Source organism: Bradyrhizobium betae, from assembly GCF_004123905.1.
GTDB classification, from domain to species: domain Bacteria; phylum Pseudomonadota; class Alphaproteobacteria; order Rhizobiales; family Xanthobacteraceae; genus Bradyrhizobium; species Bradyrhizobium betae_A.
In genome coordinates this window covers 81358-94320 of sequence record NZ_MZXW01000013.1, presented here as the reverse complement: position 1 = coordinate 94320, position 12963 = coordinate 81358, and the positions used below count along the sequence as shown (strand labels likewise).

The 12963-nt window shown below is 65.0% G+C and carries 13 protein-coding genes and 1 tRNA gene; 7 read left to right on the top strand and 7 right to left on the bottom strand.

All coding sequences use genetic code 11. From position 1 onward, the window contains the following. Positions 1-101: 101 nt before the first annotated feature. A complete protein-coding gene (locus B5V03_RS06395) occupies positions 102-1352 on the bottom strand; it encodes a multidrug effflux MFS transporter (protein WP_129268419.1) in 1251 nt (416 codons plus the stop codon). A 310-nt stretch (positions 1353-1662) separates the two neighbouring features. Between B5V03_RS06395 and B5V03_RS06390 the strand changes: the two genes are divergently transcribed. Together B5V03_RS06390 and B5V03_RS06385 are read left to right on the top strand one after the other, a co-directional pair. Further along, positions 1663-2994 carry a hypothetical protein gene (locus B5V03_RS06390; RefSeq protein WP_129268418.1) on the top strand — a complete coding sequence of 444 codons (1332 nt, stop codon included), beginning with the start codon at positions 1663-1665 and terminating at the stop codon, positions 2992-2994. 71 nt (positions 2995-3065) lie between these two features. After that, complete coding sequence (locus B5V03_RS06385; RefSeq protein WP_245502174.1) at positions 3066-4307, top strand: glycosyltransferase 87 family protein; 1242 nt, start codon at positions 3066-3068, stop codon at positions 4305-4307. A 2-nt stretch (positions 4308-4309) separates the two neighbouring features. Here the strand turns inward: B5V03_RS06385 and B5V03_RS06380 are convergent, their stop codons facing one another. Both B5V03_RS06380 and B5V03_RS06375 read right to left on the bottom strand, forming a co-directional pair. Then, the gene (locus tag B5V03_RS06380; protein ID WP_129268416.1) at positions 4310-5815 is read right to left on the bottom strand and encodes a hypothetical protein; all 1506 of its coding nucleotides are present in this window, start codon (positions 5813-5815) and stop codon (positions 4310-4312) included. Between the two features lie 245 nt (positions 5816-6060). Continuing rightward, a tRNA-Leu gene (locus tag B5V03_RS06375) sits at positions 6061-6149 on the bottom strand. 173 nt (positions 6150-6322) lie between these two features. Here B5V03_RS06375 and B5V03_RS06370 point away from each other — a divergent pair. Then, positions 6323-6748 carry a twin-arginine translocation pathway signal gene (locus tag B5V03_RS06370; protein WP_129268415.1) on the top strand — a complete coding sequence of 142 codons (426 nt, stop codon included), beginning with the start codon at positions 6323-6325 and terminating at the stop codon, positions 6746-6748. Between the two features lie 20 nt (positions 6749-6768). On the opposite strand, the gene B5V03_RS06365 is transcribed toward B5V03_RS06370, so the two are convergent. Together B5V03_RS06365 and B5V03_RS06360 are read right to left on the bottom strand one after the other, a co-directional pair. Beyond that, on the bottom strand, positions 6769-7971 hold the full coding sequence (locus B5V03_RS06365) for an FAD-dependent monooxygenase (RefSeq protein WP_129268414.1): 1203 nt from the start codon (positions 7969-7971) through the stop codon (positions 6769-6771). A gap of 19 nt (positions 7972-7990) precedes the next feature. Continuing rightward, positions 7991-8236: a zinc-finger domain-containing protein gene (locus B5V03_RS06360; RefSeq protein ID WP_007602543.1), complete on the bottom strand. Its 246-nt coding sequence runs from the start codon at positions 8234-8236 to the stop codon at positions 7991-7993. 306 nt (positions 8237-8542) lie between these two features. Between B5V03_RS06360 and B5V03_RS06355 the strand changes: the two genes are divergently transcribed. The 3 genes from B5V03_RS06355 (at position 8543) to B5V03_RS41355 (ending at position 11179) form a co-directional block, all read left to right on the top strand. Next, the gene (locus tag B5V03_RS06355; protein WP_129268413.1) at positions 8543-9679 is read left to right on the top strand and encodes a hypothetical protein; all 1137 of its coding nucleotides are present in this window, start codon (positions 8543-8545) and stop codon (positions 9677-9679) included. 114 nt (positions 9680-9793) lie between these two features. Beyond that, complete coding sequence (locus tag B5V03_RS06350; protein WP_129268412.1) at positions 9794-10549, top strand: alpha/beta fold hydrolase; 756 nt, start codon at positions 9794-9796, stop codon at positions 10547-10549. A 465-nt stretch (positions 10550-11014) separates the two neighbouring features. Next, the gene (locus tag B5V03_RS41355) at positions 11015-11179 is read left to right on the top strand and encodes a hypothetical protein (protein WP_164987823.1); all 165 of its coding nucleotides are present in this window, start codon (positions 11015-11017) and stop codon (positions 11177-11179) included. 38 nt (positions 11180-11217) lie between these two features. On the opposite strand, the gene B5V03_RS06340 is transcribed toward B5V03_RS41355, so the two are convergent. Further along, positions 11218-11397, bottom strand: a complete 180-nt coding sequence (locus B5V03_RS06340; RefSeq protein WP_245502173.1) for a hypothetical protein — start codon at positions 11395-11397, stop codon at positions 11218-11220. Positions 11398-11421: 24 nt separating this feature from the next. On the opposite strand from B5V03_RS06340, the gene B5V03_RS41350 reads away from it, so the two are divergent. Continuing rightward, positions 11422-11742, top strand: coding sequence for a hypothetical protein (locus tag B5V03_RS41350; protein WP_164987814.1), 321 nt, complete (start codon positions 11422-11424; stop codon positions 11740-11742). A gap of 124 nt (positions 11743-11866) precedes the next feature. On the opposite strand, the gene B5V03_RS06335 is transcribed toward B5V03_RS41350, so the two are convergent. Continuing rightward, positions 11867-12889 (bottom strand): chemotaxis protein CheB, encoded by a 1023-nt coding sequence (locus tag B5V03_RS06335; RefSeq protein WP_129268410.1) that lies wholly within the window; start codon positions 12887-12889, stop codon positions 11867-11869. Positions 12890-12963 lie beyond the last annotated feature (74 nt).

Genomic DNA, 12963 nt, shown 5'->3' with positions numbered 1-12963 from the left:
ACCTGCCGGTCCGAAGCCGTACGATCTTCGCGGTGTTTCGGTTCCATTGCAGCGGCCTTTCGAATTGCTGCACTACAACATCGAGGCCGCCGGGAAGTTCCTCAAGCGATCGGACGATGATGCGGCTTGAACAGCCGTCCCTTTTCAACCACCAGCACGATCGCGAGCGCAGCGAGCGTCGACAGGAAGAAGCCGACCGAGAACGGCAGCAGCGTGCCGTCGAAGCTCTGGCCGATCGCCATGCCGACCACGATGCCGATCAGCGTCGTGATCGAGCCGTAGAGCGAGGAGGCGGTGCCGGCGATGTGGCCCTGCGGCTCCATGGCGAGCGCGGTGAAGTTCGCGACCATCATGCCGAACGAAAACATCATCAGGGCGGAGAGCACCATGAACAGCGGAAGCGGCAGCATGCCGAGGCTTTCCGTCAGCAGCATCACGCCCGCGACCGCCGTGTAGAGCGTCAGCGCGCCGTGCGAGATCACGCGCATGCCGAGGGTTCCGACAAACCTGGCGTTGAGGAAGCCGGCGACGGCGGTGCCGGCCGCGATCGCAGCGAAGGCGAGCGGAAAATAATGGCCGAGATGATAGATGCCGACAAAAACCTGCTGGGCCAGGAAGACGTAGGCGAACAGCGCGCCCATGACGCTGCCGGCGGCGACCGCATAGCCGATGGTCTGGCGATTGGTCACGGTCTGCCAGTAGGCGGCGAGCACGTCGCGTGGGGCAAGCGACCTGCGTTCGCTCTCAGGCAAGGTCTCCGGCAGCCGCAGCACAGACCATGCGAGCGCGAGCAGACCGTAGAGCATCAGCACGACGAAGATGCCGCGCCAGTGCGTCACCAGCAGCACCGCCTGTCCGAACGAGGGCGCGATCACGGGCACCGCGATGAAGATCATCATCGCGAGCGACATCACGCTCGCCATGCGGCGGCCGACGTAACAATCGCGCACGATCGAGGTGGCGATGACGCGCGTCGCCGAGGTGCCGAAACCCTGGAGCGCGCGCGCCAGTAGCAGCGTCTCGAACGACGGCGCTGCAATCGCCAGCACGCTCGCCACTGCATAGACCGCCATGCCGCCGAGCAGCACCGGGCGCCGTCCGAAACGGTCCGACAACGGGCCCATGACGAATTGGCCCGCGCCGAAGCCGATCAGGAAGGTCGACAGCACGAGCTGGAGATGGTTGGCGACGGGAATGTTGAAGGCTGCTCCGATATTGGGCAGCGCCGGCAGCATCATGTCCATCGCAAGCGGATTGAGCGCCATGATGGACGCGATCACGATGACGAATTCGGGAAAACCCATGGGGCGGTGTCCCGAGGACACCCAATCGTCGGCATTGACGTCGGACAAGAAGCTCACCTTTGAAATTCAGAGGCTTTATCTATCGGCCATGCTGCGATGCACAACCCATGTTTCGGGATGGCTGGCAGGCGAGGGCGGCTTTGAGCCGACTCGACCAGGACCGGCGCCAAATCTTCCGCCGTGCCCCACCTCGGGCCGGCAACCAGCTGTTCACCATAAGACCGGGGGCGCCGCACCCGGGAGATGAATCCGCAACCCATCCTGTCCATGGTGGCCTGACCGGGCGCCGCGCAGGGTGCCGAGGGAACCCAAGACGACAACTCAAGACGACAACCCAGAACGACAAGGTATTTTCGCGGTGTCCGACGTCACCGGTACAGCACGATGGTTGGGACCCGCGGCCGGCATGGCCGCGAGGCGCAACGTCTGGCTTGCCGGCCTGATGGTGCTGACCGCGCTGCTGGTGCTCGGCAATCTCGTCGCCGACGCCACGCTCGACGTGAGATATGGCTGGGATGTTCGCGTCAATTGCGCGGCGGTCGATGCGCACGCCGGCGGGCTCGATCCTTACTTCGTCGCCAATCTGAAGGGCACGAAGCTGTCCTATCCCTATCTGCCGGTGACGCTCGACCTGTTTCGCCCGCTTTGCGCGAGCGGCTTTGTCGTCGATCATTACAGGATCATCTATCTCGTGCTCGCCGTGCTGTGCGGCCTGCTCCTGCCCGGTCTCGGCCGGACGCGCGCGAGCGCGCGCGATGTCGCGCTCAGGGTGCTGTGCGCGCTCGGCGCGTTCGTCGGTTTTGAATTTGTCGCAGCATCAGGGAATTTTGCGATCCTGAGCGGCGTGCTGACCGCGATCGCGCTCAATCTGCTGCTTCGACCGCCCGCGCCTGACGCATGGGACGACGGGAGCTTTCCCTTGCGCCTCGCCGGCGCTGCGCTGCTCGGGCTCGTGACCTCGTTCAAGCTGGTGTTCTGTCCCGTGCTGGCGGCGCTGTATTTCCTGCCGCTGCCGCGCGCGCGCAAGCTGATGCTGATCGCGGTCGCGGCCTTCAGCTTCGCATTGCCGATCCTGGTCTCGCGGCTCTCGTACCCCGATCTGTTCGCGAGCTGGCTGCTTGCCATTGCCGGACAGATCCCGAACCAGCACGCCGTCGACATCGTGGAGATCAATCCGTCGCTGCTGCTGCTGGCGCGGAGCCTGATGGAGCATGCCGGGCTCGGCGACAGCAAGCCTGCCATGTTCGCGACCTATGCGCTCGCAGCCCTCGCGCTCGTGCTGGTGCCGTTCGCTTTGTCCGTGCTGCGTGCGGCCGGGAGCGGATCGGTGCGGGGAGGGGGATCGCTGCTGGCGCGACTGGATCGCTGGCTGATCGACCATCCCGGCACGGCCGCGCGCGTCACGGTGCTGGCCATGTTTGCGCTCTATCTCTCTTCGCCGCGCCTCAAGGAATATGCCTTCTTCGAGCTCGCGCTCTATGCCGCAATTCTCGTCGTCGATCTCCCCGCCCTGGCACTCGCCGCCGTTCTCGCCGTCGCTCTGCTCGCTCCCGCGGTGATCTCGATGATGGGGCATACGATCGAAGGCAATTTCACCCTCCTCATCATCGCAATGACATGCTTCTGGATCCTGTTGCTCGATTTTCGAGTCGAGCCCGGACGCCTCGAGCCGGAAAACGTGCATCCATGACAAGTCTCGCCTCGTCTGCCGTTTCAGGACAACAACGCTCGTTTGCTGCGGAGGCGTCACGGAGGAATTGGTTGACCCGCTTCATCCTGGCCGTGGCCATGCTGGTTGCGACGGCTGTCGCCATCGATCTCGGCGCGGACGAGACGTTCGGCTGGGACGCGCGGGTGAACTGCGCGGCGGTGGAGGCCCATGTCGCTGGGCTCGATCCCTATTACGTCAAGAACCTGAAGGACACCAAGCTGTCCTATCCCTATCTTCCTGTCACCCTCGACGCGTTTCGGCCGCTCTGCGCCGGCGGCTTTCTCGTCGCGCATTACAAGCCGGTCTTTCTTGTCCTGGCGGTGATCTGCGCGCTGCTGCTGCCGGGTGTCGGCAAGAGCCGCCGGGACTTTCAGGGTGTTGCGCTCCGGGTCGTGTTCGCGCTGGGTGGTTTCGTCGGCTTCGACTGGATCATCGCGACCGGCAATTTCGCGATTCTGAGCGGCCTGTTGACGGCGGCATCGCTGGCCCTGCTGCTGCGTCCCGTGCAGCCCGAACGCGGCGACACGAGCATTGCGCCGCAGCTCGCCGGTGCCGCTCTGCTCGGCCTCGTCACCTCGTTCAAGCTGGTGTTCTTCCCGGTCCTCGCCGCGCTCTATTTCCTGCCGCTGCCAAGAGGCCGCAAGCTCCTCCTGATCGCGCTGGCGGCCGGCATGTTCGCTCTTCCGATCCTGGTGTCGCTTGCGATCTATCCGGACCTGTTCAAGAGCTGGCTCGCTGCGATCTTCGGCCAGATCCCCGGACAGCATTCGCCGGGGAACGAGGTCAACCCGTCGCTGCTCTTCCTGTCGCTGACGCTTGCAGACCATTTTGGGCTCGCCGGCAGCAAGCCGGTCGCTGCTGTGCTCTATGGTCTCATCGCAGTCGCGCTCGTGCTTGCGCCGTTCGCGTTGTCCGTATGGCACATGTTCAGGGCGCAGCGTCCAGCCGGCAAGGCCTCGCTGCTTCAGGCGTTCGACGACTGGCTGATCAATCATCCCGAGGCCGCAATGCGCATCACCGTGCTCGCGATGTATGCGCTCTATCTCTGCGCGCCCAGGCTGAAGGAATATGCCTTCTTCGAGGTGGCGCTCTACGCCGCCGTTCTCGTCGTCAGTCTGCCAGCGGCGACGATGGCAGCGGTGCTCGCGATCGCTGTCGCCATTCCGACGCTGGCATCGGTCTCCGGCGTCGCCTTCATGGGCGGCTTCGGCCAGCTTGCGATCGCGCTGATCTGCTTCTGGCTCCTGCTTCCGCGGGAACCTTCACACCAGTCGGCGCCGCAGGCGAGTTGATCCTACCGCGCGGCCGCCGGCTGAGCGGTATAGAGGCTCATATACGCGCCGGTGTAGTCCTCTTTCCAGCCCCTGCGGCCGACGAGGAATTGCCTCAGCTGTTCGTGCCCCCTGATCCAGAGCACCGCATCGACCTTGTATTTGCTGATCACATTGTCCCAGGCGGCCTCGTCGATCTCCCACCGCACCAGCTTGAGATAGTCGCGCAGCAGTTCGTCCGGGTAAGCGGTCGCCGCCCTTCCGTCGACGAACATGGGCACTGATCCGTGCGTCCGGAAGATCAGGAGCCCACCGGAATTCCAGTGGTTCAGTACGCGCGAATGCGTGGAATGCGCCAGCAGATAGCCGGCATCCTCGTCCGAGAGCATCTCGGGCAGCGCCAGCGCCGGTCTCACCTGGATGAAGGCGAGCGGCAGCACCAGGACACCCACGAGACCCGCCGCCAGCATCGCGCGCCGGATGTCGAACCGCGCAAGGCGTTCGGGCAACAGCCGGTCGATGTGAAGCGCCATCGGGACCGTCGAGAAGATGAAGAAGAACGCGGCGTACCTGAACTGGTAGAGGCCGAGCGCCAGGAAGAGCCATGCGAGCAGGCGCGGCTCCAATGGAACGGGCTTTGAGTTTCGGTACCACAGCTCGAGCGCAACGAACGCCAACGCATAGGCGATGCCGGGAATGCTTCCCGGTATCTCCATGTTGTGGAAATACGGACGCCATTCGCCGATATTGGCCTGGATGAAATGGCCCATCGTCGCCATCACGCCGCCGGTGATGTGCCAGCCCAGCGGATTGACGAAGATCGCGGCGAAACACCCGACGCCGGCGAGGCAGTAATTCCTGAAGTTCGCCCAATCCCGCCGCAGCAAGGCGACGCCTGCGAACACGCCGATAATGGGAAAGGCGAGCATGAAGCCGCCATGCAGATTGACCCACAGCACCATCATCACCGGCAGCAGGAACCAGCCGCGTCGCCGCAGGCATTGCCCGTAGAAGATGACCGCGAACAGCATGGTCGCGATATTGGGTGAGGCCGCGAGATACGTGTTGGGCGCCGCCTCATAGCAGGGGTAGAGCAGGCAGGTGGCGAAGACGGTGATGCCGACCGCCGCGGCCGAAGCGCCGCTGCGCAAGGCCGCGAACGTCAGGTATCCAACGATGACCGCGCCGCAGGCGACGACCATCAGGACGATCCCGGCAAAGCCGGCGTGTTGATACAGCACGCTGGCGATCACGTCCCAGAGCCAGGAGAGATTGTACCATCGCTTGTCGCCGAGCGTGAACGCCCACGGATCCTGGAACGGAATTGCGCCGCGCTCCCGGATGAGGTCGCCGGCTGCGATGTGCCAGCCGAGGTCGTAATGGCTGAGCTGGATCGGCCCGTTCGACAGGTAGAACACGGACAGGAACGCGATCAGGAAGAGATAGACCTCACGCCCGTGCAAATGGCGTCCGAACGCATTGGGCGCTCCGCCAATCCCGGAATGGGACCAATTCTCGCGCGCGTCCATGAGAGCTCTCACCATCGAAGCCGGCCGCCCCGGGCCTTAGCGTTTCCATGAGGTCCGCAGCGACGGGCGCTGACCTCGCCAGCTTTAGGGGAGGACGATCTAAGGTGGAGTAAAGGCTGGTTGCCGCGCGCCGGTTCCAGGCGGGGAAGGGCGTGTTGGTAAACGAATGGCTGCTGAGTGGCGCCGATGATGGAGGCTGGCTCGCTTCTGCATCCCGTCACGGCGCCGGGGAATATCAGCTCTGTTGGTGCGGGCAGCCGGGGTCGAACCGGCACAGCGCTTGCGCACCGAGGGATTTTAAGTCCCTTGCGTCTACCAATTCCGCCATGCCCGCTTGATCCAACGAGATCAAACACTTAAGTCCATCCCTGGCCGTCTGGAATTGGCGCTTCGCTGGCCGGGTGGGTGGTTCTTCCTTAAGCGAGCCGGCCGCACAAGGCAAAGCCTCAATCCGGACATCTGTTGCTGCTTTAGGCATTCTCAATCCACGGGGACTATTCATCCGGCATGGCTGCTTCGTTTTCTCATCGCCTGCGCGGCTCAGGCGCGCTTCTCGCGCTGCTTGCGGCGGGCGCCGCGCTGTCCGGCTGCGCCGGCATGAGCGAGACGGTCGCCCCGGCCTTTGCCGATCCCGGGGCATACGAATTGTACGATTGCAAGCAGCTCGAGACCCAGCGCAAGCAGCTCGCCGCCCGCACCGCCGAGTTGCAGAAGCTGATGGACAAGGCGGAGACCGGAGCGGGCGGCGCCGTGGTGTCCGAGCTTGCCTATCGCAACGACTACCTCTCCGTGCGCGGGCACGCGCAGCTTGTCGAGGACGCCTGGCGCCGCAACAGGTGCCGGGAGACGCCGCCGAATGCCGCGCCGCCGGTCTCGGCGCCGCAGCGGCCGGACATCAAGCCCGCCCCGAAACCAGGCAGCGCCGCTCGCTGAGCCGGCGCCGCCGCGCCGCATCAGGGCCGCCAACCGTAGATCCAGTCCTGCCGCGCCAGCATGCGGTCCGGGCCGAGCGCGCGGATCGCGAGATCGCGCGCGATCGCGAGCGGTCCGCCGAGATGATAGATGCGGCCCTGCTGCCGCGCGGTCCGCTGCACCCGCCGCACCCGCGCCTGGCGCGCACGGCCATATTGCTTCAGCGCGGCGCTAATGCCAGCGGTGCTCTCAGTTGTCTCGGGGCTTAAAAGCTGCGCGAGCACGGCGGCATCCTCGATCGCCATGCCGGCGCCTTGCGCGGCGAAGGGCAGCATCGCGTGCACGGCGTCGCCGAGCAGCGCGACCGGGCCGCTGCTCCAGGGGCAGCCGTCGGGCACGCCGAACAGCGCCCATTTCCGCCAGTTGTCGACGGTCGCCAGCATCATCCGCGCCGCCGGCGGCCAGCGTGGCGCGGCGAAGGCGTCCATCACCTCGCCGGGATCGCCGGGCGTGCTCCAGCCCGGCCTGTTCCAGGTGCCAGGGAGCACCGCGACCACGTTGATCTGGCGGCCGCCCGCGATCGGATAGGCGACGAGATGCGCGTTCGCACCCATCCAGAGCTGCACCCGCCGTGCGGTAAAATCCTTCGGCAGCTGCGTGGCGTCCAGCGTGCCGCGCCAGGCGATCAGCCCGGAGAAGCGCGGCTGCACGTCGGGAAACAGATGCTGGCGGACCGTCGACCAGATGCCGTCGGCGCCGATCAGCGCGCTGGCGAGATCGCTGCGGCGGATCGTGCCGCTGCGATGGACGACCGTCAGTCCCTTGGCGTGAGGCGCGAAATCTTCGAAGGTCGCACCTAATTTGAGGTCGATATCGGGATGCTCGGCGACGGCGCCTGATAGCGCGGATTGCAGATCGGCACGGTGCACCACCCAATAGGGGGCGCCGGCGCGGGAGGAGGCGGCTTCGCCGAGCGGCATGCGCAGCAGCTCACCGCCGGCGCGCGCGCTCATGATCGAGACCGCCTCCGGGACCACGGCGCGCAGCTTCAGCCGCTCCGTCAGTCCAAGCTCGACCAGCACGCGGCTGGCATTGGGGGAGAGTTGCAGGCCGGCGCCGACGTCCTCGAGCCGCTCGGCCTTTTCCAGAACGACGATGCGGAAGCCGCGGGCGGCCAACGCAAGTGCGGCCGTCAAACCACCGATGCCGGCACCGGCGATGACAATCGTTCGGGAGAGCGCCACCCCTGACCGATGGACGCGGTCAGGCCACCTTGTCCTTCAGCACGCATTCCGGCGGGCGGGCTTCGCCGGCCTTCAGGTCCGCCGCGAAGCGGTACAGCGTCGAGCAGTACGGGCAGATGATCTCGTTGTCGTTGCCGAGGTCGAGGAAGACGTGCGGATGGTCGAACGGAGGGTTGGCGCCGACGCACATGAACTCTTGCGAGCCGATCTCGATGACGGGGACACCGGCATCGTTATGGAAGTGCGGGACGACATGGTCGGACATCGTAGTTCATCCTGGAGTGGCAATGGCGGCAGACACAATCAAAAACTGACGCGGCATCTTTATGGCGCCGCGGACCATACTGGCGGGTACTGATGATTGCTAGTCCGGCGGAACCGAAAGGCCCGCATTGCCCCATGCTCATTTGCTCATGCAAATTCGACACAATCTTGCGGCCTGAGAGAAGCCCTTCTTTCGTCGGGGACGTTGTGTCGCAATTTTGGCATACTATGTCTGTGGGCGAGTGGAATTGCGGCAGAAGACGAACCATCACGCGCAACCGATCTTGGGACCGTCCAGGCTTTTGGCATGAAGTGGCTGCGAATCAGCACAGCGTTGACCGGGATCGCGGCATGCAGCTTCCTGCTCGCGCAGGTGGCGCCGTACGCCCGTGACGCCGGCGCGATCCTCGCCGCCCAGGATGACCCGGCCGCGCTCTCCGAGCTCAAGCTCGACGCGGCTCTCGCGCAGAACGACCGCTTGGTCCGGGACAATATCGAGACCGCGCTTGCCGCGGGTGACGCCGATCTCGCCGACAGCTTTGTCGCGCTGGCGCGTGACCGCAACATCGCGCTGTCCGACGACCTGCTCAACCGCGTCAGCGATGCGGTCAAAGACGAAAAGTCCACCTCGCATTTTGCCAAACGCTTCGCGACCGGCCTTGTCACCGGCACCGCCGACGATGTCGCGAGCCTGTCGGGAACGGTGGCCGGCGATCTCTTCGTGATCGGTGACGTCAGGGACGTGGTCCGTGAAGGCAAGCACCTTGCCATGGGCGAGGACACCGACCGCCTGGTGCTCGGCCTTGCGACGGCCGGCCTTGCGGTCACGGCCGTGACTTACGTCTCGGTCGGCGGCGCCGCGCCCGTGCGCGCCGGGCTGACACTGGTGAAGGACGCCCGCAAAGTCGGGCGGCTCGGCGAGGGGCTCGCGGCGTGGGCCGGCCGGTCCGCGCGCGAGGTGGTCGATGCGCCGATGCTTCAGAATGCGGTCGCCAAGGGCTCGGTGTTCCGCCCCGGTGAGACCATCAGCGCGATCAAGGCCGCGTTCCGTGCCGAGAAGGCCGGCGCACTGGTCCGGCTCGGCAAGGACGTCACGCGCGTTGCCGAAAAGACCGGCACGCGCGGCGCGATGGACACGCTGCGCATCGCCGAGGGCCCGAAGGACGTCGCGCGCGCGGCCCGGCTTGCCGAAGCGCAGGGCAGCAAGACCCGTGCGATCATGAAGCTCTTGGGCCGCGGCGCGCTGCTGCTTGTCGGCGGCATGTTCGATCTCGCGCTCTGGCTGTTCGGCGCGGCACTGACGCTGTTCGGCCTGTTGTCCTCGATCAAGGCCACGACCGAGCGCCTCACCCAGGCCTGGTGCGATCGCAAACGCGCGCGGCGGCTCCGCCGTGCCCAGATCGCCGCCGCAGCCGCTCTGGCGGACGCGGCCGTCACAGCCTAAAGCGCGACGCGCTTTAGGTTATTGTTTGAGCATGATCTTGCCGGAAAACCGCTGCACACTTTTCCGGATCATGCTCTATGATCACCCTTTCCCCCCAACATCGCGGAACTGCTGATGCCGAGCTTTCACAACGGCGCCGTTGAAATTGCCTATCTCGACGAAGGCGAGGGCGATCCGATCATCCTGGTGCACGGCTTCGCCTCCAGCAAGAACGTGAACTGGGTCTATCCGACCTGGGTCTCGGAGCTGCGCAAGAACGGTCGCCGCGTCATCGCGCTCGACAATCGCGGCCATGGCGAAAGCGCAAAGCTCTACGAGCCCGCGCAATACTCCATCCCCACCATGGCCGGCGACGTGCTCGCGCTGATGGATCATCTCGCGATCCCGCAAGCCGACATCATGGGCTATTCGATGGGCGGGCGGATGACGGCCTGGCTCGGCCTCAACGAGCCGCAGCGTCTGCGCTCGGCGATCCTCGGCGGCATCGGCATCGGCGGCCTGATCGAGGGCACCGGCCCCGGCGAGAACGTCGCCAAGGCGCTTGAAGCGCCCTCGCTCGACGACGTCACCGATCCCGTCGGCCGCACCTTTCGTGCGTTTGCGGACCAGACCCGTTCCGACCGCCGTGCGCTCGCCGCATGCCTGCGCGGCACGCGCGATCTCATGACGAAGCAGGAAGCCGCGCGCATCGACGTGCCCGTGCTGATCGCGGTCGGCAGCACCGACGATGTCGCGGGATCCGCCAGCGCGCTCGGCGCGATCATCCCGGGATCGGAAGTGCTCGACATTCCCGGTCGCGACCACATGCGCGCGGTCGGCGACAAGGTCTACAAAACAGGCGTGCTGGATTTCCTGTCACGCCGCGGCTGAGGCCTTGTTGTCCGAGGCGATGAGGTTGTTGCCTTCGGGGCAACCGTCCGCTCCCTTCATGCGCAAAAACTGGGAGTCCGCTAAGGGCGATTATGAGACGTCAGCTCGAAGCGGGTAGTCACGTCGGGCAAAGGGCCAACAATGGAAGCAGCTAGGACAAAGCACTTTCGCGAAATGCATCGCGAATCCCCTCCCTAGTCAGGCGCAACACATCTGCTTCCAAAACAGCGCCGCCAAATAGGAACCTTTGGAACGCCCGGTCCGGTGCCCGATTGTCGGCCCGACATCGGAAGACGGGACGATGACCCAGCGCAGGCGCATCAAGCAGACCCATTCCCTGGAGCAGCGATTGAGCACGGAGGCCGAGCGATTGCGCGCGCAGGCCGAATTGCTCCGTCCCGGGCCCCTCCGCGATGCCGTGATCCGCAAGGCCGAGCAGGCCGAATCAGCATCGCAGATGAGCACATGGCTGACATCGCCGGGGACGCAGCCGTCCAAATCAACGGAAGGCTGACGCCGATGGCGCAGTTGCGAGCAACCCGCGAGACCTTGCTCCTCGCATTGTCAGTCGCCTGGTGCGCGGTGTTGGCTGGTAGCCTGCTCTATATCATCCTCAGGGTCGCGCCGTGAGGTCGCCGGCCGTCGGCCGATCTTTCGGTTTCAGGCGATCAAGCTTTCGGCTTCTTCATGAAGTCGAGATTGGCCGGCGGATGCGAGCCGGGCGAGGATATCCAATCATCGATGCCTGCGGCGATTTCGCTTTGCCTCGCCTTTTGCAGCAGGCGCTTGCGTTCGGGCCCGGCGGGCAACTGGTCCGCCTGCGCGCGCGCATCTTCCGCGCTTTTCAACAGGCGCTCCTGGAACGACGATTCATGCCTGACCCGCAGCCGCCGGATGATCGGCTTGCTTTCGAGCGGTGCCGGCTGCTCCTCCAGACCGACCTGCAGTTCAGGCGGGGCCGCGGCCTTCTTACGGTCGGTGTCGGACAAGAAGCGTTCGAGGCTTTCGACGAACTGATAACTGCGCGCGAGGTGACGCCAGCTTTGCGCAAGCCGCCCGTGGTCGGACCGGATCGCGGCATCAGTCGATTGCCGGGCGCGCTGCTCGGCTTCGGCAGCACGTTCAAGACAATTCGAAATATGCGCATTCAGCCTGAGGAGCACGGCTTCGTCACCATTTCCGGCCGATTATAGCCTGCTGAACGCCAGCACCACGAGCATAATCTACTGGATAGCCGGGCCTGAGCCCTCAAAGTACGACAGGTTTGCAGTCCTTGTTGTGATCGCTCCGGCAACACCCGACCGGTTCCGCTCAGTGTCAGGCGTCCAATGCTTGCGCATCGGCGAAACGTGCAGCGATCTCGTCGGTGCGCCGGATTGAATCACGGATGACGTTGGCTTCTGCCTCGAACTCAACCGCCTTGGTTGCCCACGAGCTGGCGATCATGGTCCGGCCGCTCTCGATCGCTTGCACCTCCAGTTTCCTGGCCAAGGCGACGCGCTCGTCGAGCGCCCGCAAGGCGCTGCCAAAGGCCCGCTTCAGATTCTCGTCAATCGCAAGACTCATGATCTCCGCCGTGTAGGCGTGGCCGACATGACATCGGTAGCGCACGAGTTCGCCTTCGTTGATTTCCCACATGATGCCGTGACAATCGGGACAGGCGAGTACCGAACGACGGCCGATCTGATCCATTTCATTCATGCTTCCGCGTCCACCGCTTGCGACGTTGACTTCATAGTAGAGACCGCTTGCGGCCGGCACCGCTTCACCTGCCGGTTCGCGCACCAGCTTTTCGAACAACGCGGGCATTCCCGCGAGGCTGACGACGTGATCGGGCTTTGACCGGATCAAGGCCGTGGTCGGCATTTCCGCAAACGCAGCATCGCTCGGGTCCTGCACCACGGTGACGCCGCCGGATTGTTTCAGCGCTTGCAGGCCCGCGGCACCGTCCCCCAGCGTCCCGGTGAGCACGGCGCCGACGCTCCGCGGACCACAACACAGCGCCGCGGACCGAAACAGCGGATCGAGCGCCGGCCGGGCGTTGTTCTCGCGCGGCCCAGAACCCAACCGCAAATGCCCGCCCTCCACGATCAGGTGACGCTCGGCCGGCGCAATATAGATGTGACTTTTCTCCAGTCTCTCGCCATCAACGGCAAAGCTGGCCGGCAGCGGCCCCGCCTGGGTCAGGATCGCGTCGAGCGCCGAACGGAATTGACTCGACAGATGAATCACCACCAGGACGGACGCGGGCAAATCGCGGGAGAATTCGCCGGCGAGGAAGCGCAATGCTTCGAACCCCCCGGCGGAGGTCCCGATGGCGAGAATGTCGCGATTAGCCATGCAAATGCTCCAGGCGTCCCAAGGGGAACCCTCGCCTGGATCATTCGTTCCGAATTTTGCGCGAGCCAATATTT